Source organism: Castellaniella caeni NBRC 101664 (genome assembly GCF_001592225.1).
GTDB lineage: Bacteria > Pseudomonadota > Gammaproteobacteria > Burkholderiales > Burkholderiaceae_B > Castellaniella > Castellaniella caeni.
This window is the reverse complement of record NZ_BCWN01000016.1, coordinates 1-24594: the sequence shown is the minus strand read 5'-3', so window position 1 is coordinate 24594 and position 24594 is coordinate 1. Positions and strand designations below refer to the sequence as shown.

Here is a 24594-nt window from a genome sequence, read left to right as displayed (position 1 = left end):
GTAAATCCGTCAGAATAATACCTTTTACAAGACTCATGTGGGCAAGTCGCCCAGAGGATCACGCTGTGTCGCCCACCATCGAATTGGCGGACCAACTTTTCGAGACTGGCCCGGTCACCACGACGTCGTCCTGCGTCGAATGGGCCTACCATTCGGACGAATGGTGCCTGCGCATCGAAGCCCATGCGCCGGGCGTCTTTCGCCTGCGCTGCGGCCCACGCACGTGGCTGCAACCCGCCAAGCCCAGCCTGCGCCTGCAGCGTCACGCGCAGATGCTGCTGGCGCGCGACGAGGCCGTGGGCGAGTTCGAATGCCAGTCGCCCGCCCCCGGCCACTGGCACCTGACCCACGGTGACACCTGTCTGGCCGTTGGCGGCCCCGAACCCACCTTGCGCTTGCTGCGCCAGGATCACTGCATCGCGCAGATCCATCTGTCGGCGCGTCCCGCGTCCTCGACCGAAGACGACGCGTGCTGGCAGCTGCGCTGGTCGCTGGGCGAAGACGAAGGCATTTTCGGCCTGGGTGAAACGCAGGGCGACCTCGATCGCCGCGCCGCGCGCCTGGTGTCCGACGTCCCCGCGGATCGCTGCCTGCCGCTGGCCTGGAGCCCGCGTGGCTGGGGTGCCTGCGTCAACACGCTGGATCGGGTCGAGCACGGGCTCGAAGAAGCCGGGGCTTACGTCGTGCAGGCGCGCGGCGCGGGGCTCGACCTGTTCCTGTTCGTGGGCGAGCCCGGCGAAATCCTCAATCAATACACGGCCCTCACCGGGCGCGCCGGGCAGCCCAACCTCTGGCCCATGGGGGTGTGGCTCGACCAGGCGCCGGGTCAAAGCACCGAAGACAGCCTGCGACAGATCCGCAGTCTGCGCGAGCAGGGCCTGGCGCTCGACGTTCTGCAGCTGGCCGACCCGGCCATCGTCGGCTTTCAGGCCGACAAGCCGGTCTTCGAATGGGCCGCGCGTGTGCCCAACTGGCGTGCCTTCAGCCAGGCCGCTCAGGCGCTCGACGTGCACCTGGCGGGCAGCTGCATCCCGGGCGTCTTGCAGGGCACGCCGCTCTTCGACGAATGGGAAGACCGCGGCTGGCTGCTGTGCGATGCCGAGGGCGACGTCTGGGTGTGTCCCGGCACCCCGGCCTCGGGCGGCCAGCCTTTCGGCCTGCTCGATCTCACCCACAAAGACGCGGCCCGCCTGTTCACCGAACGCCATCAGCAGGCGCTCGAAGAAGGGCTCGATGCCCCCATCTGTCAGGCTCAGTTCGATTTTCCGGACGACGTCGAGGCGCGTGGCGGCGAAACCGGCGCCACCCTGCGCACGGCGTATCCGCATCTGGCGCGCCGCGCATTGTTCGATGCCGTGGCGGCGCCACGTACGCCCCAAGAGGGCGTCATGCTCAGCCGCGATCTGTTCCCCGGCGTGCAGCGCTTCGCCTGGCAGCAGGGGCCCGCAGTGGAAAACAGCTGGCAAGGCTATGCCGACACCCTGCGTGCCGCGCTGTCGGTGGGCAACAGCGGCGTGGCGGTGCAGACGCATCGCCTGGGCAATGCCGGGCAACCCGCCAGTGGCATGAACCCCGAGCTGTACCTGCGCTGGCTGGCCATGTGCGTGTTTTCGGCCAATTTCAGCTTCCAGGGACATCCCGACCTGATGCCCGATGCCTTTGATGACGCCACCCGCGCGTTGGTCAAGCACTGGCTGCAGTGGCGCTATCGCCTGCTGCCCTACGTGGCAGGCATCATCGACGACGCCGTGCGCACCGGCCTGCCCGTGCAGCGCTCGATGGCCCAGGCGTATCCGGCCGACCCCGACGCCCATGTCTGGGACACCCAGTATCTCTTGGGCCCCGCCTTGCTGGTGGCACCCGTGATGCAGGCGGGCGGCAGCACCGAGGTCTATCTGCCCAAGGGCGATGCCTGGTGGGATCTCGCCACCGGCTGGCGCTACGAAGGCGGCACCCGTTGGACGCTGCAGCCGGGGCTGGACGCCATCCCCGTGTTTGGCCGCGAAGGCCACATGCTGTGCCTGGGGCCCGTGGCCCAGCACACGGGCGAGATCAATTCCGCCCGCATCCTCGAAGAAGTCTGGATGTTCGGCATGCCCGAGCACAACCCCGTGGTGATGCGCAACAAGATTCGCGTCATGCAGATGCAGGGTTCCAGCTACATCAAGGGGCTCGAAGGGCTGAAAATCCTGCCGTCCGAGGGCCTTGAAGTAAAACGCCGTGGCGCCGAAGTGCGTATTTCAAGGGCTCGATGACACGGCGATGGGCACGTCCACGCAGAACCCGGGGTTGAACATCGGGTTCTCGTTGACCCCGTCGCGGCAGTAGCCGCGCGGATTGCACAGCACGCGCGTGCCGCGCACGGTGTAGTCGAAGCTGTCGTGCGTGTGGCCGTGTATCCACAGGCTGGCGCGCCCCATGAGGCCCGTGCAGTCGGACACGAAACCGGCGCTGACGAGCGAGTCTTCAAAGCGCGGGTGTACGCTGCGCAGGCTGGGGGCGTGGTGGGTGATGACCACCGTGGGGCCGTCGAAGGGTTCGTCGAGCATGGCGTCCAGCCAGTCGTATTGGGCGCGAAACAGATCGATGGAATCTTGCGGCGAGAAGACTGTGCCGTCGCCGTTCTTGATGACCTGGAAGTCGCGCATGAAGGCGCCGGTCTGTTCCATGGCCTTTTGCCGTTGTTCGGTGCCGAAGAGTTCAAAGTCCGTCCAGAGTGTGGTGCCCAGAAAGCGCACGCCCTGGATGACGGCGGCCTGCTGGTCGAGCAGCCGGATGCCGTGCTGGCGGGCGGCATCGGCCAGCTGCGCGCGCACGCCGGGGATGCTGCCGCCGTAGAATTCGTGGTTGCCCGGTACGTACAGCACCGGGCGGTCGATCTGGCTGGCCCACTGCATGGCCGCCTGGGGGCGGGCGATGTCGCCGGCCAGGATGGTGACGTCGGCCTGGATGGCAGGCAGCGCCAGACCCTGCACGCTCAGGTGCAAATCGGACAGAATGTGCAGCCGCAGTGCCGCGGAATCGTGAGTATCAGGCATGGCGATACGGTCTCCGTTCTTGTATTGCTTGACGATTGGTCTATATGATGTCAGAATTTAGGGCTTAGGTTGGGTCGTTAGCTCAGTCGGTAGAGCACCGGACTTTTAATCCGTTGGTCGCGCGTTCGAGCCGCGCACGACCCACCAGCCCCTTTCAGATGCCCAGGCTGCTTGCCTGGGCATTGTCGTTTCCGCCCCCCGCATCTGCCAAGCGTCGGTCGAAGACTATTCTGAGACGCAGAACGCGTCTTGGGTATCCGTGTTTGTTCGCATGCGGCGGCGCTTGCGGCCTGGGCGCGTGTGCCGCACGAGCGGATGGCGCGGGTGTCTCGTCGCGGGCATTTCGTGGGTAATATAGACGGCACCCTTCAACACACGGCCCTGACACCTGTCTGCGTCTATCGGCGGTTCCCCATCATGCGATTTTCCGCGCGTTTCGCGAGTACGACTCTTTTTTCCCGTCTGGGCCAGCGCTACGCCTTCGTGGTGGTTGCCGTCATCTTTCTCTGCCTGCTGTTCTCGGCGGGGCTGCGCGCCACGCCCAGCGTGCTGCTGGATCCGCTGGAGCAATCCTTCGGCTGGAGCCGGGCCACGACCTCGCTGGCTGCGGCCATCGGCATCTTCTTCTACGGGATGGCGGGCCCCTTTGCCGCGGCGGCCATGGATCATTTCGGCCTGCGCCGCGTGCTGCTGACGGCGCTGGCCGTCATGGCGGCCTCGTCCGCCGCCAGCGCCTACATGACCCAGGCCTGGCATCTCATCGCCTTGTGGGGGTTCTTTTCGGGTATCGGCTCGGGGGCCGTGGCCGCCGTGCTTGCCGCCACCGTCGCCAATCGCTGGTTCGTCAGGCATCGAGGCCTGGCCATGGGCATCCTCACGGCCAGCACGGCCACCGGCAATCTCGTCTTCCTGCCCGTGCTCGCCAGCCTGGCGTCGTCGGGAGACTGGCGGCGCGTCGTCTGGGTCGTGGCCGCCGCCATGGTGTTCATGGTGCCGCTGGTCTGGCGGCTGGTGCCCGACCAGCCCGCCGACATGGGCCTGCTGCCTTATGGCGGCGACCCGGCCAGGCCGCCCGTGGCCGCCGCGCCGGGCGTCGGCCTGCTGGCCGCCACTTTTGGTACGCTCGGGCGCGCCAGCCGCGTCCCCGCCTTCTGGTTTCTGTTTGCCACCTTCTGGGTCTGCGGTTTCACCACCAACGGCCTGGTCGGCACGCACATGATCGCGCTGTGCGGCGATCACGGCATCCTTCCTGTCCAGGCGGCGGGCCTGCTCGCGCTGATGGGGGTGTTCGACCTGGTCGGCACCACGGCCTCGGGCTGGCTCACCGACCGCTACGATCCGCGCAAGCTGCTCTTCGTTTATTACGGCCTGCGCGGCCTCTCGTTGATCGTGCTGCCCTATACCGATTTTTCGTTCTACAGCCTGGCCATTTTTGCCGTGTTTTATGGCCTGGACTGGATCGCCACCGTGCCGCCCACGCTGCGCCTGGCCACCGATGTCTTTGGCGAGCGCGAGGCGCCGGTGGTGTTCGGCTGGATCGTTGCCGGCCATCAACTCGGCGCCGCCACGGCGGCCTGGATGGGCGGCGTCGTGCGCGACGTGACCGGCAGCTACCTGACGGCCTTCGTGGTGTCGGGCGTCACGGGTCTGGTCGCCGCGCTGATCGCGCTGCTGATCAGCCGCCAGCGGGTGGGGGCCTCCTGCCGCGCTGCCGCGGCCTGATCCGCCCGCCCCATGGATGTCGCCGACCTCATCCATGCCTATGGCTACTGGGCGGTGGCCGTCGGCACGTTTCTGGAAGGCGAGACGGTGCTGCTGGCCGCGTCGGCGGCGGCTGCCCGGGGCTATCTGCAGCTGCCCGTCGTCGTGGCGCTGGCCGCGGTGTTCGGCTCGCTGGGCGATCAGTGTTTCTTTTTTCTCGGGCACCGCTACGGCACACGGCTGGTCGCGCGTTTTCCGGCGCTGCAGCCGCGTGTGGCGCGCGCCCAGGCCTTGCTGCGGCGCTACGATGCACGGCTGATTCTGGTGATCCGTTTTTTGTATGGACTGCGCATGGCAGGCCCCATCGCCATGGGCGCAAGCGGCGTGTCCTGGCGGCGGTTTGCCCTCTTCAATTTCATCGGGGCCATCGTCTGGGCGCTGTTGGTGGGCGGCATCGGCTACGGTCTGGCGCGTGGCCTGTTCCGGTTGCTGTAGCCAAGGCGGCGCCAGCGCCCGATGCCGTGTCCGTACACCGGTCGTCAGCCCAGTCCGCCACTGCCGCGGGCGGTGCGGCCAGGTGCCCGCCTGAAGCGGCGACTGGTCCACCACCACAACCGCAGTCCCAGCAACAGCGCCAGCGTCACGGCGTACAGCCGTGGCTCGAAGTAGTCGTTCTTCCCGGCACGCATCCAGAAAAAGTGCCAGACCGAGAGGATGGCCGCCGGATAGATCAGCGCGTGCAGGCGGCCCCACCAGGGACCCAGGCGCCGCATCCAGCCGTGTGTCGAGGTGAGGGCCAGTGGGATGAGGCACAGCGTGGCCACGGCGCCGATGCCGATGAAGTCGCGCTGCCAGAGGTCGGCCCACATCGCCCGCGGCACGCCGCCGCGATCCCAGAGCCCCCAGGCAATCACGTGCAGCACGGTGTAGAAGAAGGCGTACAGGCCCAGTTTGCGGCGTTGGCGCACCAGCGTGTTCCAGCCGCCGATCCGTCGCAGGGGAGTGATCGACAGGGTGGCCCAGAGCAGCACCAGCGCCCAGGTGCCCGACGAGCGCGTGAGGAATTCTTGCGGGTTGGCGCTCAGGCCCGCGCTGTAGCCCAGCACGATCCAGCGGATCAGAGGGAAGAGCCCCAGGGCGTGCAAGCCCAGGCCCAGCAGCCGCTGGCCGTGGCGGAGTGGCTGGGGCGGCCTGGGCGGTTTGGGTTGCGCGCGGCGGTCGTCCTGGCTGTCCAGGTGGGCGGGGGCATCGGGGGCTGTACCGCGCATGAACGCCGCCTTAGAAGTTGCGCACCAGATCCATGCCCTGGTAGAGCCCGGCCACATCCTGTGCGTAGCCGTTGAAGGGCAGGGTGGGGATGCGGGCGGCGAAAAAGCCCGAACCGATGCGCCGCTCGGTGGCCTGACTCCAGCGCGGGTGGGGTACGGCGGGATTGACGTTGGCGTAGAAACCGTATTCCTGCGGCGCGGCGCGCATCCAGCTGGTGGTGGGCTGCGTCGCCTGCAAGTGGATGCGTACCAGCGACTTGCCCGATTTGAAGCCGTATTTCCAGGGGATGATGACGCGCATGGGGGCGCCGTCCTGCGCGGGCAGTTCGTGGCCGTAGAGCCCGAAGGTGAGCAGGGTGAGCGGGTGCATGGCCTCGTCCAGGCGCAGGCCTTCAACGTAAGGCCAGTCGAGGATGCCTTCTTGCACGCCGGGCATCACATCCGCCTGCACGACGCTGGTGAAGACCGCGTAGCGTGCGTCTTCGGTGGGCTCGGCCTGTTTGAGCAGCTGCGCCAGCGGGTAGCCGATCCAGGGGATCACCATCGACCATGCCTCGACGCAGCGCAGGCGGTAGATGCGCTCTTCCTGCGGCGCCAGCTTGCGCAGCGCGTCGATGTCCAGGGTAAGCGGCCGACGCACGGCGCCATCGACCCGCACCGTCCAGGGCGTCAGGCGCAGCTTGTCGGCGTAGCGGGCCGGATCGCCCTTGCCGGTGCCGAATTCGTAGAAATTGTTGTAGGTGGTGATGTCGCGCCAGCTGTTGGGGGGGTCGTCCACCGACCAGCGGGCGTTTTTGCGCGCCGCGAGCACGGGGCCTGACGGGGCGTCGTTCGAGGCGGCCCCGGCGCGGGACATCACCCCCAGCGCCAGCGGCGCGAGGGCCGCCTGCCGCAGAAACCGCCGCCGCTCGCGCCAGACGGCCTCGGGCGTGATGTCGGATGGCCGGGTGTCGGTTTTCCAGGTGTGGTGCATGATGCGTACCTCCGCAAGAGACATTTTCTGCCTTTTCCCTGAGCCGTGGCGTCGGCCTGTAGAATCTGCACACATGTGCAACGCGCCGGAGGGGCGGATGGCTCTGAAAAATTACCTGGGTGAGCAGCTGCTGGGGGTGCTCGCGTCCTACCAGCTGCAAGGGCTCGTGCACCACGTGGGAGTGGTGTATCCTCGCGCGGACAACGTCCTGCGGGTGTTCATCCCCAAGGGTCACGCCCTCGCCATGGGGTCGCTGGTCACCCTGCATCTGGACAACCGCACCGGGGTGGACGAATTGGATGCCGAGCTGCGGGTCTACCGCACCTCGTACAAGGGACGCGTCGTGGCCACCGACGAGGGCTGGGTCACGCTGCAGCCGGTAGAGTACATGCTGATCCATGGCCTGCAGGTCGTCGAGCAGCACCGTGAGCCGGGGTATGCGTTTCCGCCGGACGCCCGCCCGGAATGCACTTTGCCCATCACGCCGTTGCGGCAGTTGGGGCCGGTGCAAGCGCGTGAACATCACAACAAGGTAGGCATTCTCACCACGCTGGCCGCCAATCAGCCGCACACGACAGTGCTGGCTTTTCTCAACACCGAAATCGACGACGTGTTTCTGATATCCGTGCCAGACACGTTCAAACTGCACCAGCTCAGGCGCGATCCGCACTGTTTCTTCATCATCGATGAGCGCGCCAAGTTCACCTTCGAGCAGGCCATCGACTGGAACTACACCATCCTTGAAATGCAGGCCTTCCAGGTGCCGCCGACTCTGCCGCTCTATGAGCAAGTGCGCACGGCCTTCGTACTCAAGAACCCTTGGGAAGCCGGTTTTTTCCTGATGGATGGGCTGGAAATGGTGCACCTGAAATGCCAGTCGGTCGTCTTTGCCGGCGAGCCCCGATCCACACAACAGTAGGAGAACGACCTTGAAACCAGTGGTTGCCGCCAACACACCCATTGCTGTTCAACTGCAAGCGGGGAAATAATGATAGTGGTGCCGTCGCGGTCTGAGCGACCCGTCTGTTCTACATCCTGGGCAGCCACAGATACAGGGCGGCCAGCGTTGCCAGCAGCACGGGTGGCGTGATGAGCAGGCCGATCTTCATGTATTGCCCCCAGCCGATGCGGTAACCCTTGCTGGCCAGCACGTGCAGCCACAGCAGGGTGGCGAGGCTGCCGATGGGGGTGAGCTTGGGGCCCAGATCGTTGCCGATGACGTTGGCGTAGACCATCAGCTCTTGCGTATGCGGCGCCACCTGGGCGTGGTGGATGGCCAGCGCTCCCACCAGGGTGGAGGGCATATTGTTCATGACCGAGGCCACGATGGCCGACAAAAAGCCCGTGCCCACGGTGGCGATGAAATCGCCTTGCCGGGACAGCCAGACGAGGGCGTCCGCGCCCAGCGCGGTGAGCCCGGCCTTGCCCAGCCCGTAGACCACCAGGTACATGCCGATCGAAAACAGCACGATCTGCCAGGGCGCGTGGCGTAGCGCCGTGCCGACCGAGACGACGGCGCCGCGCCCGGCGTGCCACCAGCGCCCGGCAATCGCCATCAGCAGCAGGGCCGCGGTGCCCGTGACCAGCGATACCGGCACGCCCAGCGGCGCCGTCACGAAATACGCCAGCAACAGCACGGCCAGCAGCGGCGGTGCGGCGCGAAAGACCAGCGCGTCGCGGATGGCGGAGCGGGGCGCCTGCAGCGTTTTCATCGAGTAGTGCCGTGGCAGCTGGCGCCGGAAGGCCACCCAGAGCACCCCCAGGGTGGCCGCCAGCGAGATCAGGTTCACCGGCACCATGACCGCCGCGTAGCGGTCGAAGCCGATGCCGAAGTAATTGGCGCTGACGATGTTCACCAGATTGGAGATGATGAGCGGCAGGCTGGTGGTGTCGGCCACGAAGCCGCTGGCGATGATGAAGGCCAGCACAGTCTTGGGTGCGAAGTGCAGCCGGGCCAGGATGGCGATCATGATGGGGGTGAGCAGCAGCGCCGCGCCGTCGTTGGCAAAAAATGCCGCAATCACGGCGCCCAGCACGATGATGAGGGCGAAGAGCCGGGTGCCATGGCCGCGACCCCAGCGGGCCACGTGCAAGGCGGCCCAGGCAAAAAATCCCGCCTCATCCAGAATCAGCGAAATGATGATGAGCGCCACGAAGGTGAAGGTGGCGTCCCAGACGATGTGCCAGACGACGGCCACGTCCGCCCATTGCACGACCCCCAGCAGCAGGGCCAGCAGGGCGCCGCCCAGGGCGCTCCAGCCGATGCCCAGGCCGCGCGGTTGCCAGATCACCAGCGTCAGGGTGAGTACGAAGAGAAGCAGTGCCATCATGTGGGGGTGTACGGTGCGTGTTGGGGCGGATGTCGGCCGCACCCCGGATGGCCGCAGGGGACGTGGCAACCGGGGGCTGTGTCGGGGTGGGATGTCAGCGTGCCGCAGTGTGCCGCACGATGTCGCCGTTTTCTTTGGTAAAGGAGGCCACCGGCTGCGCCAGCAGTTCGAGTACTTGCTCGGCGGGGCGGCACAGCCGCACGCCCTTGTCGGTGACCACAATGGGGCGTTCGATGAGGATGGGGTGCGCCAGCATGGCGTCGATCAGCTGGGCGTCGGTGAGGCTGGGGTCGTCCAGCCCGAGCGTGCCGTAGATGGCCTCTTTGCGCCGCAGCAGCGCGCGCGGCGTGCTGCCCATGCGCTGGATCAGGTCGCGCAGCTGTGCGTGGCTGGGCGGGGTTTTCAGGTATTCGACGACATCGGGCGTTTCGCCCGAGGCGCGCATCATGGCCAGGGTGTTGCGGGAGGTGCCGCACGACGGGTTGTGGTAGATGGTCGGATTCATGGGTAGTGTGGTCGTATCAGTGAGCTTGGGTGTCGGCGGCGTCCGGCCTGGCGGCCAGGATGTCGGGCAGCTTGACCTCGATCCAGTCGGCCAGGCGGCGGACGTGCCCGGCGGCCTCGCGCCCCAGGGGCGTGAGGGCGTATTCCACGCGCGGCGGCACTTCATTGTAAGCGGTGCGCCGCACCAGGCCGTCTTCTTCCAGCCATTGCAGGGTCTGAGCCAGCATGCGTTCGCTGACGCCGCCGATGGCGCGGCGCAGCGCGCTGAAGCGGTGGGTGCCGGTTTCCAGCACCATCAGCACCAGCACGCCCCAGCGGCTGGTGACGTGGCGCAGCACGTCGCGCGAGGGACAGGCGGCGGCCAGCAGGTTGCCGCGCAGCAGGTGTTCGGACAGCGGTGTGCCGGGCGCCGCCGGGGAAGAGGCTGATTTCATACTTACCTTGATGTGCGTACTTACAATTAATAAGCAGCTATTTTATAGTGTGTTCGTCGATCCATTCAACCTTCAATAAGGAACACACATCATGACCATTGCAGTCAGCGGCGCCACCGGCCACCTGGGGCGCATCCTGATCGGCGGCCTGAAGGCCGCCCGCCCGGCCAGCGAAATCATCGCCCTGGCACGCACACCGGCCAAGGCGGCCGACCTGGGCGTTGCCGCGCGCGAGGCGGATTACACCCGGCCCGACACCCTGGGCCCGGCGCTGGCCGGGGTCGATACCCTGATGATGATTTCCGCCAGCGAGGTGGGCCAGCGCGTCGGGCAGCACCGCAACCTCATTGAGGCGGCCCGGCAGGCGGGGGTGCGCCGCATCGTCTATACCAGCCTCTTGCGGGCCGACACCTCGCCGCTGGCCTCGCTCGCCGTCGAGCACGTGCAGACCGAGCAGATGCTCCGGGCGTCCGGCATTGCGCACACCGTTTTGCGCAACGGCTGGTATACCGAAAATTACCTGGGCGCGCTGCAAGGGGTGCTGGCGCAAGGCGCCGTGTTGGGCGCGGCGGGCCAGGGGCGCATCGCCTCGGCGGCGCGGGCGGATTACGCCGCGGCGGCCCTGGCCGTCCTGACGCAGCCCGGCCACGAGGGCAAGACCTACGAGTTGGCCGGCGACGCGGCCTATACGCTGGCCGATCTGGCTGCTGAAATTGCCCGCCAGACGGGCAAGGCCATCCGTTATCAGAACCTGAGCGAGGCCGAGTATGCCGCCAAGCTGCGGGAGTTCGGCCTGCCCGCGGGGTTCGCCGCGGCGATCGCCTCCTGGGACGTCGGTGCGGCCGCTGGCGGGCTGTTTGACGAGGGCCACCAGCTCTCCCGGCTGATTGGCCGTCCGACGACACCGTTGTCCGCCGTCGTGGCCGACGCGCTGGCGCATGCCTGAACGAGCGCCGGGGCGCTTGGCTGTCCGTGGCACCCGTACGCCGCCGTCCGTCGGGCGGGTGCGGCGTGATCAGTCCACACGGGTCACGTCCAGCATCGAGATGCGCCGCTGGCTGATTTCCAGCACCTCGAAGCGCAGGCCATATCGTTCGATGGTGGCCCCCACCTCGGGCAGGGCACCAAACTGCGCCAGCAGCAGCCCGGCAATCGAGGTGTAGTTGGGGTCGCCCGTGGGCAGCGCCTCGGTGTCCAGCGCCTGGGCCAGGTGGTAGAGGTCGGCGGCGCCGTCCACGCGCCAGTGCCCCGGCGCCAGCTGCTGGATGGTCTTTTGCTCGTCCTCGTCGGGGAACTCGCCCGCGATGGCTTCGAGAATGTCGATGGGCGTGATCAGACCTTCGATGGTGCCGTACTCGTCGGCGATCAGCACCAGCTGCCCGTCGGGCCTGCGCAGGGTGTCCAGCACATCCAGCACCCTGGTCGTGTCCGGCAGAATCACCGGTTCGCGCAGCAGCGGGCCGGCGAGGTCGCTGCCGTCCATCAGACAGGCCATGAGATCTTTGGCGCGCACCACGCCCACGATTTGATCCAGCTGGCCACGGCAGGCGGGCAGAAAGCTGTGCGGCATGGTGCGCAGCTGCCGCAGGATGGTCTCGGCGGTATCGTCCAGGTTCACCCAGGAAATCTGCGGGCGCGGCGTCATGATCGATTGCACGCTGCGTGTGCCCAGCGTCAGTACGCCGCTCACCATGCTGCGCTCTTCCGCGCCGAACGTGATGTCGCCCGCCTCGGGCGTGGCCGGAAGCGGCGCTGCGGCATCCGGCGCGTGCGCCTTTTTGCCCATCAGGCGCAGCACGGTGCGGGCCGTGCGCTCGCGCAGCGGCAGGTGCGCTTCTTTCCGTTGCAGGCTGCGGCTGGCCACCTGGTTGAAGAACTCGATGAGAATCGAAAAACCGATGGCGGCGTACAGGTAGCCCTTGGGTATCTTGAAGCCCAGGCCCTCGGCGCTCAGGCTGAAGCCGATCATCAGCAGAAAGCTCAGGCACAGCACGACGACCGTCGGGTGGGCGTTCACGAAGCGCGTCAGCGGCCTGGAGGCCCACATCATCATGCCCATCGAGATCACCACGGCGGCCATCATGATGAGCAGCTCGTCCACCATCCCCACGGCGGTGATGACGGCGTCCAGCGAAAACACCGCGTCCAGCACCACGATCTGCGTCACCACCACGGCAAAGCTGGCAAAGGCGCTGTGCTGGCCCGCTTCGTGGCTGCCGCCCTCCAGGCGTTCGTGCAGCTCGGACGTGGCCTTGACGAGCAGGAAGAGGCCGCCCAGCAGCAGGATCAGGTCGCGGCCCGAGAAGGACAGCGGGCCCAGGGCAAACAGGGGCGTGGTAAGCGTCACCAGCCACGAGACGATGGACAGCAGCCCCAGACGCATGACGAGCGCGAGCGACAGACCGATGAGACGGGCGCGGTCGCGCTGCGCGGGCGGCAGCTTGTCGGCCAGAATCGCGATGAAGATCAGATTGTCGATGCCGAGAACGATTTCCAGCACCACCAGGGTCAGCAGGCCGGCCCAGACGGTGGGATCCCAAAGCCATTCCATAGAGAAGTCCGTATCGAGAAGCGTGAAGATCGGGCGGGGTACGAAGTGTGAGTCCGTTATGGACGCAAGGGGTGCCGCCAGGGACGGCGGCTGATGGCCAAGGGGGGGCTTGGCGCGCTACCTTTTTGAGTATAGCGTAGCCCGCTGGAGGCCCGACGCAGCCTGTGGTTTGGGTACTATGTCCCGCACCCGCTGGTTTCCGCCTTTTCCCTTTCCCGTATCCGCCATGCAGCCCGGTTTTTGCATCATCCATGCCAACCACCTTGAAACCTTAGCCACGCTGATGATCGAGCATCGGCGGGCGGTGCCGTTGGCGCCGCTGGAAGACGACGTCATCCTGGTGCAATCCAATGGCATGGCCGATTGGCTCAAGCTGCGGCAGGCCCAGGCGCTGGGCGTCAGCGCCGGGGTGCGCTATCCCATGCCGGCCAGTTTTCTGTGGGAACTCTACCGCCAGGTGCTCGATCCCGCGTCGCTGGCCGAGCGCTCGCCTTTCGACAAAGACAGCCTGCAGTGGCGCGTGCTGCGCCTGCTGCCCACGCTGTTGGACGAGGCCGGCTTCGAGCGCCCGCGCCAGTTTCTCAGCCAGGACGCCGATCACACCAAGCGCTTCCAGCTGGCGCGCAAAATGGCTGATCTCTACGATCAGTACCAGCTGTACCGCGCCGACTGGATACAGGCCTGGGAAACCGGCGAGGCCCGGGGGCTGGGGCGCGACGAAGCCTGGCAGGCCACCTTGTGGCGCGCCCTGGTGGCCAGCCTGCCGCCCGCCGACCGCACGCGCTCGCGCGCCCACCTGCACCGGGCCTTTTTGCGGCGGCTGGACGGCGACACCCCGGCGGGCCTGCCCGAGCGCGTGTTTCTCTTTGGCATCAACTCGATGCCGGCCCAGCTGCTGGAAGCCCTCTACGCGCTGTCGCGCCACTGCCAGGTGCTGCTCATGATCCTCAGCCCCTGCGAAGAATACTGGGCCGACCGCGGGGTGGCCGATCTCGAGGCCTTCGAGGCGGGCAATGCCCTGCTGGAACACTGGGGCGCGCGGGGGCGCGATTTTCTTCGGCTCATGAGCACGTTCGAGCCCACCGAGCTGCAGCTGGCTCATACGCAGGAAATCAACCCGTATGCGCCCGCCAGCGCGGTGACGCGGGCCGATTCCCTCGTCTGCGCGCTGCAGCAGGCGATGCTGGAGAACCGTCCGCCACTGACCGGTCAGCCGCTGCCGGATCATCCCGGCCTGTATTTTTGCCCCGCCTACAGCCGCCAGCGCGAGGTCGAGGTGCTGCACGACCAATTGCTCGATCTGTTCGCCGCCGACGCCAGCCTGCGCTATGGCGACATCGTGGTGATGACCCCGGACATCGACCGCTATGCGCCTCACATCGAAGCCGTCTTCAGCCGCTATCCCGCGCAGGACGCCCGGCGCCTGGCCTTTTCCATCAGCGACCGGCACGACCGGGACGTGCCTTTGTACCAGGCGCTGGAATACCTGCTCGATCTGCCCCGCCAGCGCCTGAGCCTGAGCGAGGTTTTTGCGCTGTTGCAGCTGCCGGCCATTCGCGCGTGCGCCGGGTTTGCCGAGGACGACCTCGATGCCTTGCTCAATTGGGCCACGGCCAGCCACGTCCGCTGGGGGCGGGATGCGGCACACAAGCGCCAGATACTGCGGTTGACGCCTGCGCCGAACGACGCCTGGCGCGGCCACAACACCTGGCAGGCCGGGCTGGATCAGCTGCTGGCGGGCTATTGCGCGGGTGACGCGGACATCTTCTCCTGCGTTGCGCTCGATGAGGTCAGCGCCAACCAGGGCGTGCTGCTGGGGCAGCTGGCGGCCTTCATTGACGCGCTGGGCCAGTGCCGCGACGCGCTCTTGCCCGAGCGCACGCCGGACGCCTGGGGGCAGGTCTTCGCCCATTGGCTGGAGTCCCTGTTTCTCGCCGTCAGCGATGACGACCGCCTGCTGCTGGGCCGCTTGCGCGAGGCGCTGCTGCAGTGGCAGGAGGATTGCGCCCTGGCCGGTTTCACCGAGACGCTGCCGCTCGCCCAGGCGCGCGAAGCCTGGCTCGATCTCGTGGCGCAAGGCGGCATGACGCAGCAACTGTCGTTCAGCGGCATCACCTTCTGCACGCTCATGCCCATGCGGGCGCTGCCGTTTCGCCACGTCTTTCTGCTGGGCATGAACGAAGGCGACTATCCGCGCGAGCAGCAGGCCCCCGATTTCGACCTGATGGCCGCCGACTATCGCCCGGGCGACCGCAACCGGCGGGACGACGACCAATACCTGTTTCTCGAAGCGCTCATGAGCGTGCGCGACAGCCTCACCATCAGCTGGGTGGGGCGCGACATCAACCGCAACAGCGACAAGCCCGCCTGCACGCTGGTGGGCCAGCTGCGCGATCACCTGGATCGCCACTGGGTCTCGGGCCGGACGGACGACGAGGGCCGCCCGCTGCCAGCCAGCGCCGCTTTGACGCGCGCCTGGCCGCTGGCACCCTTCAGCCGCCGCTACTTTGAGCAGCCTGGGCGGGACGAGGCGCATGGTGCGCACACAGCCACAGAGCCGCCGCCGCGCACCTGGGGCCGCGAGTGGCGGCAGCTGCACGTGCCCGCCGAGGTGCGCGCGGCGGACGATTCCACAGCAGCGGTGTTGGCCCCCGCATCTGTTTCGGTGACGCGCGGCGGGGCTGCCGCCGACGTGCCCGCCGCCGCTGTCGCTGACGCGCCAACGGCCCTGGAGGGCGCCGCGCTGGTGCGCCTGCTCAAATCGCCCGCCGATGTGTTCTATCGGGATCGACTGGCGGCGTTGGTGGTAGACCCGCAGGCGCAGGAAGACAATGATGAGCCCTTCGGTCTGGATGCCCTGCAGCGCTGGCAGCTGCGCGATGCCCTGCTCGACGCCTTGTTGCACGGGGACGAGCAGGCTGCCAGCCGCTGGGCGCGCAATGGCGCGCTGCCGCCGGGGGGCTTTGCCGCCGCCATTCTCGCGCGCGAGCAAAGCGCGGCGGCCTCCATTCATCGCCGCTGGCGGCAGCACGTGCAGGGTGCGCGGCGGCTGGCTGCGCGCGCCGTCGCACTGCGCCCGCAGGCGGACGGCGTGCCGCTGACGCTCGACGGCGTTCTGGATCAACTCTGGGAAGCGCCGGGGCAGCCGTTGCTGGTGTACACCACGGCCAGCAATGTCCAGGATGCCAAGGCCTTGCGCCATGACAAGCTGGCGGCGGCCTGGGTGCCGCATCTGCTGGCCAACGCGGCGGGGATCGCCGCGCGCACGGTGCTGGTGTCCCGCGACCGGCAGATCGTCTTCAAGGTGCTCGCCCGCGACAGGGCGCTGCAATCGCTGAACCGCCTGTGCCTGCTCTACCGGATGGCGTGGTGCCAGCCCCTGCGGCTGGACACTACCGCCCTGCGGCTGGCCGCGGAAGATGCCGCGGAGGTGCCGGAGGATGCGGCGGCGCTGGCCGCCGCCGTGCGGGCGCACTGGCCGCGCGACGAGGACGATCAGGCGGCGCAGGCCTGGTTTGCCGAGTACCTGTGGCGCCCGATGGCGCAGGCCCTTGAGGGAGACCCCGCATGAGCGACTTCACTTTGCTCGATGCCCTGCGGCTGCCGTTGCGGGGCAGCTGCCTCATCGAGGCCAGCGCGGGCACCGGGAAAACCTATACCCTGGCGGCGCTCTACGTGCGCCTGGTGCTGGGCCATGGCCGCATCGCCACCTTTGGCGGGCGCGGCCAGGCCCTCAGCCCGCGCGACATCCTGGTGCTCACCTTCACCCGCGCCGCCACGCAAGAGCTGCGCGAGCGCATCCGCGAACGCCTGGCGCAGGCCGCCGACGTATTTCAGCAGGCCAGCCAGCAACAGCTCGACGCCGGGCCGCAGGCCGTGCAGGCCTTGATCGACACGGTGCAAGACGGTTTTCTGCGGGCGCTGCTGGCCGACAGCGCCGCGCAGGCCGACCTGGCTCTCTGCGCCCGGCGCTGCCGCCAGGCCGCCCAGGAGATGGATCTCGCCGCCATCTACACCATCCATAGTTTCTGCCAGCGGGCACTCAAGCGCTTTGCCTTCGCGGCGGGCATGGCGTTCGAGCAGGAGCTTCAGGCCGAGGCCGCCGCCTTGCGCGACACCGTGCTCAAAGATTACTGGCGCTGCTTCATCCAGCCGCTGCCGACGGCGGTTTGCCGCCAATTGGCGCACGCCCAGATCAGCAGTCCCGCAGGCTTGGCCAAAGCCCTGCGGGCCATGGCGGACGAGGGCGCGGCGGACGTGACCGATACGGATGCAAGCGGCGTGGCGGTGCCGTTTCCGGCACGACTCACGCAGATCGACCCCGCCTTGCAGGCCGCCGAGGCCGCGCTCGACGAGGCGCGCGCGCTGCTCGCCGAGCAGCAGGGCAGGCTCACCGACTGGCTGGCGGCTCAGGTCGAGCTTGGCAACCTGGGCAGCCGACAGCTCAGCAAGAAAAGCGCCGAGGCGCTGGCGGTGTTTCTCGACGAAGGCAAGTGCAAGGAGGGCCTGCGAGCCTACACGCCGGATGGCCTGAAATGGCTCAAGGGGCGCGCGCAGGCGATCCCCGAGGCGCTGGCGGGCTGCCTGGCCGCCCTGGCGCGTTGCCTGGACAAGCAGGAGGCGGTGCCTGAGCTGCCTCTGGACGAACTGCTGCGGCACGCCGCTGGCTGGATTGCCGCCGAAGAAGCGCGGCGCCTGCGGGATCGGGCCCAGATCACCTACGACACCATGGTGGTGTCCCTGGCGCACGCCCTGCGGCGCGAGGCGCGCCAGGGCCGTCCAGTGCTGGCACAGCAGCTTTTCGACGCGTATCCCGCCGCCCTCATCGACGAATTTCAGGACACCGACCCGCATCAGTATGCGATTTTTCAGCACATCTACGGGCAGCGCGACCCCGATGCGCATGCCTGGCTCATGATCGGCGACCCCAAGCAGGCCATCTACGGCTTTCGCGGGGCCGACATCCAGACCTACGCGGCCGCCAGCCAGGCTGCGGCGGCGCGCTATACCCTGCAGACCAACTACCGCTCGGCGCGCGACATGGTGCGGGCCTGCAACCACCTGTTCCTGCAGTCGCCCCTGGCGCTGGCCGACGGTGGCGTGTTCGGCACGGACAGCATCCAGTATCGGCCCATCGAAGCGCGGGGCCGCGACTGGCAGCTGCTGGCCGACGGTCAGCCCATGGCGGCGCTTACGATCAGCTATCCAGCGGACGGCGCGGTCTATACCAAGACGCAGGCCGAGGCGGCCCTGGCCGGGCAATTTGCCGCCCGCGTGGCGGCCTTGCTGGATGAGGCCCGGGCAGGGCGCGCGCTGCTGCGCCACGCGGATGGCCGACAGGCCGCGCTGGAGCCGCGCCAGATTGCCTGCCTGGTGCGCACGGGCGCCCAGGCCGACCAACTGAAGGCGGCGCTCAAGCGGGTCGGGGTGGACGCCGTGTTTCTCTCCGAGAAAAGCAGCGTCTACGACAGCCCGACCGCCATTGACCTGTTTCGCTTGCTCGATGCCATTGCACACCCGCAAGAGGCGGGCCGGGTGCGGGCGGCCCTGGCAAGCGATCTGATGGCCTATGCGCCGGAGGCGCTCGTGGCGGAGGTCACGCAGGAAGACCGCTGGCAGCAGCACCTGCTGGCATTCCGCCAGTTGCAGGAAACCTGGCAGCGGCTGGGCGTGCTGCCCATGCTGCACCGTTGCGTGCAGCGGCTCGACCTGCCTCGGCGCCAGCGCGACGAACGGGTGCTCACCGATCTCTTTCACCTGGCCGAGCTGCTGCAGCAGGCCAGTGTGGGGCTCGATGGCATGCAGGCCCTGCTGGCCTATCTCGAGGCGGCCATCGCCAGCCAGCGCCCCGGTGGCGAAGATCACGCCGAACTGCTGCTGCGCCTGGAAAACGAGCAGGATCGCGTCATCATCATGACCCTGCACGGCGCCAAGGGGCTGGAATTCCCCCTGGTGATGCTGCCGTTCACCTGCCTGGCGCAAGGCCCGGACTGGGAGGCCGAGGCCGCCGAGGAAATGCGCCTGCTCTACGTCGGCGTGACGCGGGCCGTGCATGCGTGCTGGCTGGGCGTGCTGCCCTGCGCCCACGGGCGCAGCGCGGCGCATCAGCTGGAGACCAGCCCCTTGGGGCGGCTGCTGCTGGGCGCGCAACACGTCGAGCTGGACGCCGTGCAGGCGCGGCTCGAACAGTTGTGTCAGGGGGCCGAAGACGCCATCCGCCTGGAAATGACGGCCCCGCAGGCCCCCGCGCCCCGCGCCGCCGAGATGGATTTGCCGCCCCTGGCGCCGCCCGGCACGCGGATGCCGCGCGTGCCGCCGACCTGGATCGTCACCAGCTATTCGCGCCTGATCAGCCAGGCTGAACGAGGCGGCTTCACCCCGGCCAGCGAGCGGCTACTGGAGCGCGGCGATGCCGGCGACCAGGGGCCGCTGCCCGACGCCGACGGCTCGATCCACCGTTTTCCCCGCGGGCCCGAGGCCGGCAACCTGCTGCACGGCCTGCTGGAGAAGGCCTGCGCCCTGGGGTTTGCGCGCGCGAGCACGGTGCCCGAGGCCGAGCGGTTGGCGCGCCGGATGTGCCGCGCCGAGCCCTGGTCGGCCTACCAGGACACGCTGGCCGCATGGCTGCCCAGGCTGCTGACCACGCCCCTGCCGCTGGGCGGGACGACGTGCGCGCTGGCGCAGGCGCAGGGCAGCCGGGCCGAAACGGAATTCTGGCTGCGCCTGCGCCAGACCGCCTTGCAGCCCCTCGAAGCCTGCGCGGCCCGGCTGCTGCCCGGCGCGCGCCAGGAACTGCCCGCGCAGCGCCTCAATGGCATGCTCAAGGGCTTCATCGATCTGCTGTTTCGCGTGGGCGAGCGCTATTACGTGCTGGACTACAAATCCAACCACCTGGGCGAGCACGCCGCCGCCTACGACCTGCCCGCCATGCGGCGCGCCATGCTCGACCATCGCTACGATCTGCAGGGCCTGCTGTATCAGGTGGCGTTGCACCGCTTGCTGCGCGAGCGGTTGCCCGGCTACGACCCTGCGCGCCACCTGGGCGGCAGCCTGTTCTTTTTTCTGCGCGGCATCGACAGCGAGAGTCGCGGCATCGTGCCGCTGCTGGCGGATCTCGACGTGCTGACCGCCGTGGACGCGCTGTTTGATGGAGCAAGCACATGATCGAACTCGAATTGCCGTTTGGCCCGACCCAGGACGCACCGCCGGTGGCGCGGGCCATCGATCGGGCGCTCGAAGCCTTTTTGCAGCGCGAGTTTCCCGTGGCCACGCCAGCCCAGTGCCGCCTGGCCGGGTTGGTGAGTCGCCAGCTGGCGCAGGGGCATCTCTGTCTGGCGCTGGATGCCACCGACAGCGCGGCGCTCGTGCAGGCCTACTGCGGCGCGCCGCTGGCCGACTTGCTGGCGGACAACCCGCTGCTGGCCGCCGACGGCACCCGCCCGCTGGTGCTGGAGGGGCGGCGCCTGTACCTGTTGCGCTACTGGCGCCTGGAAACGCGGCTGGCCGGGCACATCCGGGCGCGCCTGGCCCGGGAATACCTGCGGGCCGACGGCCTGCTGCCCTGGCTGGACGTCCTGTTCGAGCGCTCGACAGAACAGCCCGACTGGCAGCGCGTGGCGTGCGCGCTGGCCGGGCGCAGCGGCTTTGGCATCGTCACCGGCGGCCCCGGCACGGGCAAGACCACCACCGTGGTCAAGCTGCTGGCGCTGCTGCAGCAGCAGGCGTGCGCGGCGGGCCGCCCGCTGCTCATCGAGCTGGCCGCCCCGACGGGCAAGGCCGCCAATCGTCTGGAAACGTCCATTGGCCGCGCCATCGACGACTTGCCGCTGGCCGATGCGCTGAAGGCGGCGCTGCCCCGGCGGGTGAAGACCTTGCACCGGCTGCTGGGCACGCGGCGCGACAGCCGCCATTTCCGCCACGACGCGCGGCATCGGCTGGTGGCCGACCTGATCGTGGTGGATGAGGCCTCGATGGTGGACATCGATCTGATGGTGGCGTTGCTCGACGCGCTGCCCGATGCGTGTCGCCTGATTCTGGTCGGCGACAAAGACCAGCTGGCCTCGGTCGAGGCGGGCGCCGTCATGGCCGAGCTGTGCCGCGCGGCGGATCAGGCCGCCTACGACGCGCCGACCTGCGACTTCATCCGCGCGGCCACCGGCCTGGCGCTGCCCCCCGCCGCGCAGCCGGGCTCCGCGCTTGCGCAGCAGACTGTCAAGCTGCGCAAAAACTGGCGCTCCAAAGATGCCCCCGGCATCGCCGCGCTGGCCCAGGCGATCAACCGGCAGGACGTGCCCGCCGTGCGGCAGGCGTTTCAGGCGCATCCCGCACAGCTGCGGCGGGTGGCGCAGGCGCCGGGCTGGATCACGCGTGAACTCATCGACGGCGAGGCGGGCATCGCCCGGCTGCTGGACGAGATGCGCGCCACGCGGCCCGCGGCGCAGGCCGACGCGGGCGGTATCGACGCCTGGGCGCACGCCCTGCTGCGGCGCCAGGGGCGCCAGCAGCTGCTCACCCCCCTGCGCCAGGGGCCGGACGGTATCGAAGGTCTGAACGAGCGCGTCATCCGCCAATTGCGGCGCCAGGGGCTGGTCGGGCAGGAGAACCGCTTTGCCGGCCTGCCCGTGCTGGTCACGCGCAACCTCTACGACCTCGGGCTCATGAATGGCGACCTGGGCATGCTGCTGGATCATCCGCGCAAGGGCCTGCGCGTGGCCTTTGCCGACATGGACGGCATCCGCTGGATCGTGCCGGATCAGCTGGAGACGCAAAGTCAGGCGGCCTACGCCCTGAGCGTGCACCAGTCGCAGGGCTCGGAGTTTGCCCGGGTGCTGCTGCACATGCCCGACCGGGGGCTGTCGGATCAGGCGGGCGGCCTGCTGAGCAAGGAACTGGTCTACACCGCCGTCACCCGCGCCAGCCAGCAGTTCGTACTGCTCGACGGCCGGCCCGGCCTGTTCGAGCAGGCCGTGCAAGTGCGCACGCAGCGCCAGTCGGGCCTGGGTGACCGGCTGCATGGTGATTTATAAGTTTTCGTTATATGCTACGGGGTTAACCCGGATAATTCGCATGGTAAATTCATGCCCTGCATCCTGATGATCCGGGATCGTGTTTTTTAAGTGATTTGACATCTTGATCGATCTCGAGAACATCCGTAAAACTTATGCATCGGCGGGCCGCACGGTCAATGCGCTGGCCGATGTCAATCTGAACATCCGCGAAGGCGAGGTGTTCGGCATCATCGGGCGCTCGGGGGCGGGCAAAAGCACGCTCATCCGCATGCTCAACCTGCTCGAACGCCCCACCGAGGGCAGCGTGCGCGTCGATGGCCGCGACATCACCGCGTATTCCGATGCGCAGCTGCGTGAATACCGTCGTTCGGTGGGCATGGTGTTCCAGCACTTCAACCTGCTGCGCGCGCGTACCGTCATGGACAACGTCTGTTTTCCGCTGCGCCTGTCGGGCATGGCGCGGGCGGCGCGCATGGCGCGGGCGCGCGAGGTGCTGAACCTGGTCGGGCTGGCCGACCACGCGCACAAATACCCGGGGCAGCTTTCGGGTGGCCAGCAGCAGCGCGTGGGCATCGCCCGGGCGCTGGCCAGCAAGCCGCGCCTGCTCTTGTGCGACGAGGCCACTTCGGCGCTCGACCCCGAAACCACACAATCCATCCTGCGCCTGCTGGGCGACATCAACCAGCGCCTGGGGCTCACCATCGTGCTCATCACGCACAGCATGGACGTGATCCGCGCCGTGTGCGACCGCGTGGCCGTCATCGAGGCGGGCCGCATCGTCGAAGCCGGGCAGGTGCTGGAAGTCTTTCTGCACCCGCGGCACGATGCCACCCGCTCGCTGCTGTCGGAAAGCGGGATGGACGGCGGTGAAGGCTGGCGGGCGATGGCCGAAGGGGTGCCGGGGCGCCTGCTGCGCCTGAGCTTCCGGGGTGACACCACGGCCAAGCCTTTGCTCAGCCACCTGAGCCGCGAGCTGAACCTCGACCTCAGTATCCTGCAGGGTACGGTCGGGCGCATCAAGGACACGCCCTACGGGCAGCTGATCGTGGCGGTGCAGGGCGCGCAAGACAGCCTGGGCGCGCTGGGCGGCACGCTGGATCAGGCCGGAGTGCATTACGAGGTATTGCGGACATGATGGCCAATGTAGACTGGTGGATGATCGGCGAAGCCACGATCGACACGTTGCTGATGACGGGCTTTTCCCTGCTGTTCACGCTGCTCATCGGCCTGCCGGTAGGCGTGCTGTTGTTTCTCACCAGCCCCGGCCAGGTGATGGAAAACAAGGCCACCTACCAAAGCGTGGCGTTCATCGTCAACGTGCTGCGCTCGGTGCCCTTTCTCATTCTGCTCATCGTCATGATTCCCATGTCGCGCCTCATCGTCGGCACGGCGCTGGGCGTGCAGGGTTCGATCCCGCCGCTGGTGGCGAGCGCCGCGCCGTTTTTCGCCCGCCTGGTGGAAAACGTGCTGCGCGAGCTCGACCCGGGCGTCAGCGAAGCCTGCCGCTCGATGGGGGCCACCTCGCGCCAGACGGTGCTGTGGGCGCTGCTGCCCGAAGCCACGACCGGCATTCTGGCGGCCACGGTCGTCACGGCCATCACGCTGGTGGGCTATTCGGCCATGTCGGGGGTGATCGGCGGCGGCGGCCTGGGCGATCTGGCCGTGCGCTACGGCTACCAGCGGTATCAGGCGGACGTGATGGCGGTGACCGTGGTCATCCTGGTCATCATGGTGCAGGTGTTTCAAGTGGTGGGCGACCGCTGGGTGGCCCGGCTCAATCGGCGTTGATGATGTGCCGTCGGCGGGAAGGCCCGCCGACGATTCCAGAATTTCACAGGAGTTCATTCATGTTCAAGAAATTTGTTCCAGTGCTGGCGCTGGCCCTTCCCCTGGCGTTTGCCGCCCCGGCGCATGCCGTCAAGCTCAGCGTGGCCGCCACGCCGGTGCCGCACGCCGAGCTGCTCGAATTCGTCAAGCCGCAGCTGGCCAAGGAAGGCGTCGATCTGGACATCAAGGTGTTCACCGACTACGTGCAGCCCAACCTGCAGGTGGCCGACAAGCAGATCGATGCCAATTTCTTCCAGCACAAGCCCTATCTGGATTCGTTCAACAAAGAACATGACACCAAGTTGGTGTCGGTCGGTGCCGTGCACGTCGAACCCTTCGGCGCGTATTCACAGAAAATCAAAGACATCAAGGACCTGAAGGACGGCGCATTGGTGGCCCTGCCCAACGATCCGTCCAACGGTGCGCGCGCCTTGCTGCTGCTGCAAAAGCAGGGCCTGCTGAAGCTGAAAGACCCGACCAACATCCTCGCCACCTCGCGCGACGTGGTCGAGAACCCCAAGCACCTGAAGTTCCGCGAACTTGAAGCCGCCACGCTGCCGCGCGTGCTGCCCGACGTCGATCTGGCGCTCATCAACACCAACTACGCGCTCGAAGCGGGCCTGAACCCCATCAAGGACGCCCTGTTCCTCGAAGACAAGGATTCGCCCTATGCCAACCTGGTGGTCACGCGCGCAGACCGCAAGGACGATCCGGCCATCCGCAAGCTGGTCGATGCCCTGCACACCGAGCAGGTGCGCGAGTTCATCCTGAGCAAGTACAAGGGCGCGATCGTCCCGGCATTCTGATTGTCGCGGTCGCCCACGCCATGGCGGGAAATGCCCTCTGAAAGCTAGGGGATTTCCCGAGAAATGCGGCTCAGGCCCGGAAATCCAGGCCCTTCGGGGGCGGGGTTTCCGGGCCTTTCAGTTAAGATGGACGCCTAGTGTGCTGTTCGGTTGA

Annotated in this window: 18 protein-coding genes and 1 tRNA gene; 12 read left to right on the top strand and 7 right to left on the bottom strand. The window is 67.8% G+C overall.

Annotated features, from left to right (window positions below):
- Window positions 1-65 precede the first annotated feature (65 nt).
- Complete coding sequence (locus tag CCA01S_RS10640) at window positions 66-2255, top strand: glycoside hydrolase family 31 protein (protein ID WP_066458129.1); 2190 nt, start codon at window positions 66-68, stop codon at window positions 2253-2255.
- On the opposite strand, the gene CCA01S_RS10635 is transcribed toward CCA01S_RS10640, so the two are convergent.
- Entirely contained in the window at window positions 2241-3038 is a 798-nt protein-coding gene (locus CCA01S_RS10635; protein ID WP_084386687.1) for a metallophosphoesterase, read from the bottom strand. The two genes, CCA01S_RS10640 and CCA01S_RS10635, sit on opposite strands and share 15 nt — an antisense overlap.
- Window positions 3039-3109: 71 nt before the next feature.
- On the opposite strand from CCA01S_RS10635, the gene CCA01S_RS10630 reads away from it, so the two are divergent.
- From CCA01S_RS10630 to CCA01S_RS10620, 3 genes are all read left to right on the top strand, one after another.
- Window positions 3110-3185 (top strand) — tRNA-Lys (locus tag CCA01S_RS10630).
- Window positions 3186-3455: 270 nt separating this feature from the next.
- Entirely contained in the window at window positions 3456-4760 is a 1305-nt protein-coding gene (locus tag CCA01S_RS10625) for an MFS transporter (protein ID WP_084386686.1), read from the top strand.
- A 12-nt stretch (window positions 4761-4772) separates the two neighbouring features.
- On the top strand, window positions 4773-5234 hold the full coding sequence (locus tag CCA01S_RS10620; RefSeq protein ID WP_066458127.1) for a DedA family protein: 462 nt from the start codon (window positions 4773-4775) through the stop codon (window positions 5232-5234).
- Window positions 5235-5278: 44 nt separating this feature from the next.
- Here CCA01S_RS10620 and msrQ read toward each other — a convergent pair whose 3' ends face one another.
- A complete protein-coding gene (msrQ, locus tag CCA01S_RS10615) occupies window positions 5279-6007 on the bottom strand; it encodes a protein-methionine-sulfoxide reductase heme-binding subunit MsrQ (protein ID WP_084386685.1) in 729 nt (242 codons plus the stop codon).
- A gap of 10 nt (window positions 6008-6017) precedes the next feature.
- Entirely contained in the window at window positions 6018-6980 is a 963-nt protein-coding gene (gene msrP, locus CCA01S_RS10610; RefSeq protein ID WP_066458125.1) for a protein-methionine-sulfoxide reductase catalytic subunit MsrP, read from the bottom strand.
- Between the two features lie 97 nt (window positions 6981-7077).
- Here msrP and CCA01S_RS10605 point away from each other — a divergent pair, with 97 nt between their 5' ends.
- Window positions 7078-7899, top strand: a complete 822-nt coding sequence (locus tag CCA01S_RS10605) for a pyridoxamine 5'-phosphate oxidase family protein (protein ID WP_066458118.1) — start codon at window positions 7078-7080, stop codon at window positions 7897-7899.
- Between the two features lie 109 nt (window positions 7900-8008).
- Here the strand turns inward: CCA01S_RS10605 and CCA01S_RS10600 are convergent, their stop codons facing one another.
- From CCA01S_RS10600 to CCA01S_RS10590, 3 genes are all read right to left on the bottom strand, one after another.
- The gene (locus tag CCA01S_RS10600; RefSeq protein WP_066458116.1) at window positions 8009-9310 is read right to left on the bottom strand and encodes an arsenic transporter; all 1302 of its coding nucleotides are present in this window, start codon (window positions 9308-9310) and stop codon (window positions 8009-8011) included.
- A 94-nt stretch (window positions 9311-9404) separates the two neighbouring features.
- On the bottom strand, window positions 9405-9815 hold the full coding sequence (arsC, locus tag CCA01S_RS10595; RefSeq protein WP_066458114.1) for an arsenate reductase (glutaredoxin): 411 nt from the start codon (window positions 9813-9815) through the stop codon (window positions 9405-9407).
- Between the two features lie 16 nt (window positions 9816-9831).
- Window positions 9832-10248 (bottom strand): winged helix-turn-helix transcriptional regulator, encoded by a 417-nt coding sequence (locus CCA01S_RS10590; RefSeq protein ID WP_066458111.1) that lies wholly within the window; start codon window positions 10246-10248, stop codon window positions 9832-9834.
- Between the two features lie 91 nt (window positions 10249-10339).
- On the opposite strand from CCA01S_RS10590, the gene CCA01S_RS10585 reads away from it, so the two are divergent.
- Window positions 10340-11194 (top strand): SDR family oxidoreductase, encoded by an 855-nt coding sequence (locus CCA01S_RS10585; protein ID WP_066458109.1) that lies wholly within the window; start codon window positions 10340-10342, stop codon window positions 11192-11194.
- A gap of 69 nt (window positions 11195-11263) precedes the next feature.
- Here CCA01S_RS10585 and CCA01S_RS10580 read toward each other — a convergent pair whose 3' ends face one another.
- Window positions 11264-12799 (bottom strand): TerC family protein, encoded by a 1536-nt coding sequence (locus CCA01S_RS10580; protein WP_066458105.1) that lies wholly within the window; start codon window positions 12797-12799, stop codon window positions 11264-11266.
- Between the two features lie 178 nt (window positions 12800-12977).
- Here CCA01S_RS10580 and recC point away from each other — a divergent pair, with 178 nt between their 5' ends.
- From recC to CCA01S_RS10550, 6 genes are all read left to right on the top strand, one after another.
- Window positions 12978-16370, top strand: coding sequence for an exodeoxyribonuclease V subunit gamma (recC, locus tag CCA01S_RS10575; protein WP_066458102.1), 3393 nt, complete (start codon window positions 12978-12980; stop codon window positions 16368-16370).
- Entirely contained in the window at window positions 16367-19963 is a 3597-nt protein-coding gene (recB, locus tag CCA01S_RS10570; RefSeq protein ID WP_066458099.1) for an exodeoxyribonuclease V subunit beta, read from the top strand. The genes recC and recB overlap by 4 nt, the downstream gene beginning before the upstream one ends.
- A complete protein-coding gene (recD, locus tag CCA01S_RS10565) occupies window positions 19960-21825 on the top strand; it encodes an exodeoxyribonuclease V subunit alpha (RefSeq protein ID WP_066458097.1) in 1866 nt (621 codons plus the stop codon). Before recB ends, recD begins: the two co-directional genes overlap by 4 nt.
- A 103-nt stretch (window positions 21826-21928) precedes the next feature.
- Window positions 21929-22942 carry a methionine ABC transporter ATP-binding protein gene (locus CCA01S_RS10560; RefSeq protein WP_066458096.1) on the top strand — a complete coding sequence of 338 codons (1014 nt, stop codon included), beginning with the start codon at window positions 21929-21931 and terminating at the stop codon, window positions 22940-22942.
- Entirely contained in the window at window positions 22939-23595 is a 657-nt protein-coding gene (locus CCA01S_RS10555) for a methionine ABC transporter permease (RefSeq protein WP_066458095.1), read from the top strand. Before CCA01S_RS10560 ends, CCA01S_RS10555 begins: the two co-directional genes overlap by 4 nt.
- Window positions 23596-23654: 59 nt before the next feature.
- Window positions 23655-24440, top strand: coding sequence for a MetQ/NlpA family ABC transporter substrate-binding protein (locus CCA01S_RS10550; protein WP_066458093.1), 786 nt, complete (start codon window positions 23655-23657; stop codon window positions 24438-24440).
- Window positions 24441-24594 lie beyond the last annotated feature (154 nt).

Bases quoted from the DNA above. Each gene is read 5' to 3' on its own strand.
- CCA01S_RS10635 (WP_084386687.1), bottom strand. From the start codon at position 3,038: ATGCCTGATACTCACGATTCCGCGGCACTGCGGCTGCACATTCTGTCC.
- CCA01S_RS10625 (WP_084386686.1), top strand. From the start codon at position 3,456: ATGCGATTTTCCGCGCGTTTCGCGAGTACGACTCTTTTTTCCCGTCTG.
- CCA01S_RS10620 (WP_066458127.1), top strand. From the start codon at position 4,773: ATGGATGTCGCCGACCTCATCCATGCCTATGGCTACTGGGCGGTGGCC.
- msrQ (WP_084386685.1), bottom strand. From the start codon at position 6,007: ATGCGCGGTACAGCCCCCGATGCCCCCGCCCACCTGGACAGCCAGGAC.
- msrP (WP_066458125.1), bottom strand. From the start codon at position 6,980: ATGCACCACACCTGGAAAACCGACACCCGGCCATCCGACATCACGCCC.
- CCA01S_RS10605 (WP_066458118.1), top strand. From the start codon at position 7,078: ATGGCTCTGAAAAATTACCTGGGTGAGCAGCTGCTGGGGGTGCTCGCG.
- CCA01S_RS10600 (WP_066458116.1), bottom strand. From the start codon at position 9,310: ATGATGGCACTGCTTCTCTTCGTACTCACCCTGACGCTGGTGATCTGG.
- arsC (WP_066458114.1), bottom strand. From the start codon at position 9,815: ATGAATCCGACCATCTACCACAACCCGTCGTGCGGCACCTCCCGCAAC.
- CCA01S_RS10590 (WP_066458111.1), bottom strand. From the start codon at position 10,248: ATGAAATCAGCCTCTTCCCCGGCGGCGCCCGGCACACCGCTGTCCGAA.
- CCA01S_RS10585 (WP_066458109.1), top strand. From the start codon at position 10,340: ATGACCATTGCAGTCAGCGGCGCCACCGGCCACCTGGGGCGCATCCTG.
- CCA01S_RS10580 (WP_066458105.1), bottom strand. From the start codon at position 12,799: ATGGAATGGCTTTGGGATCCCACCGTCTGGGCCGGCCTGCTGACCCTG.
- recC (WP_066458102.1), top strand. From the start codon at position 12,978: ATGTCCCGCACCCGCTGGTTTCCGCCTTTTCCCTTTCCCGTATCCGCC.
- recB (WP_066458099.1), top strand. From the start codon at position 16,367: ATGAGCGACTTCACTTTGCTCGATGCCCTGCGGCTGCCGTTGCGGGGC.
- recD (WP_066458097.1), top strand. From the start codon at position 19,960: ATGATCGAACTCGAATTGCCGTTTGGCCCGACCCAGGACGCACCGCCG.
- CCA01S_RS10555 (WP_066458095.1), top strand. From the start codon at position 22,939: ATGATGGCCAATGTAGACTGGTGGATGATCGGCGAAGCCACGATCGAC.
- CCA01S_RS10550 (WP_066458093.1), top strand. From the start codon at position 23,655: ATGTTCAAGAAATTTGTTCCAGTGCTGGCGCTGGCCCTTCCCCTGGCG.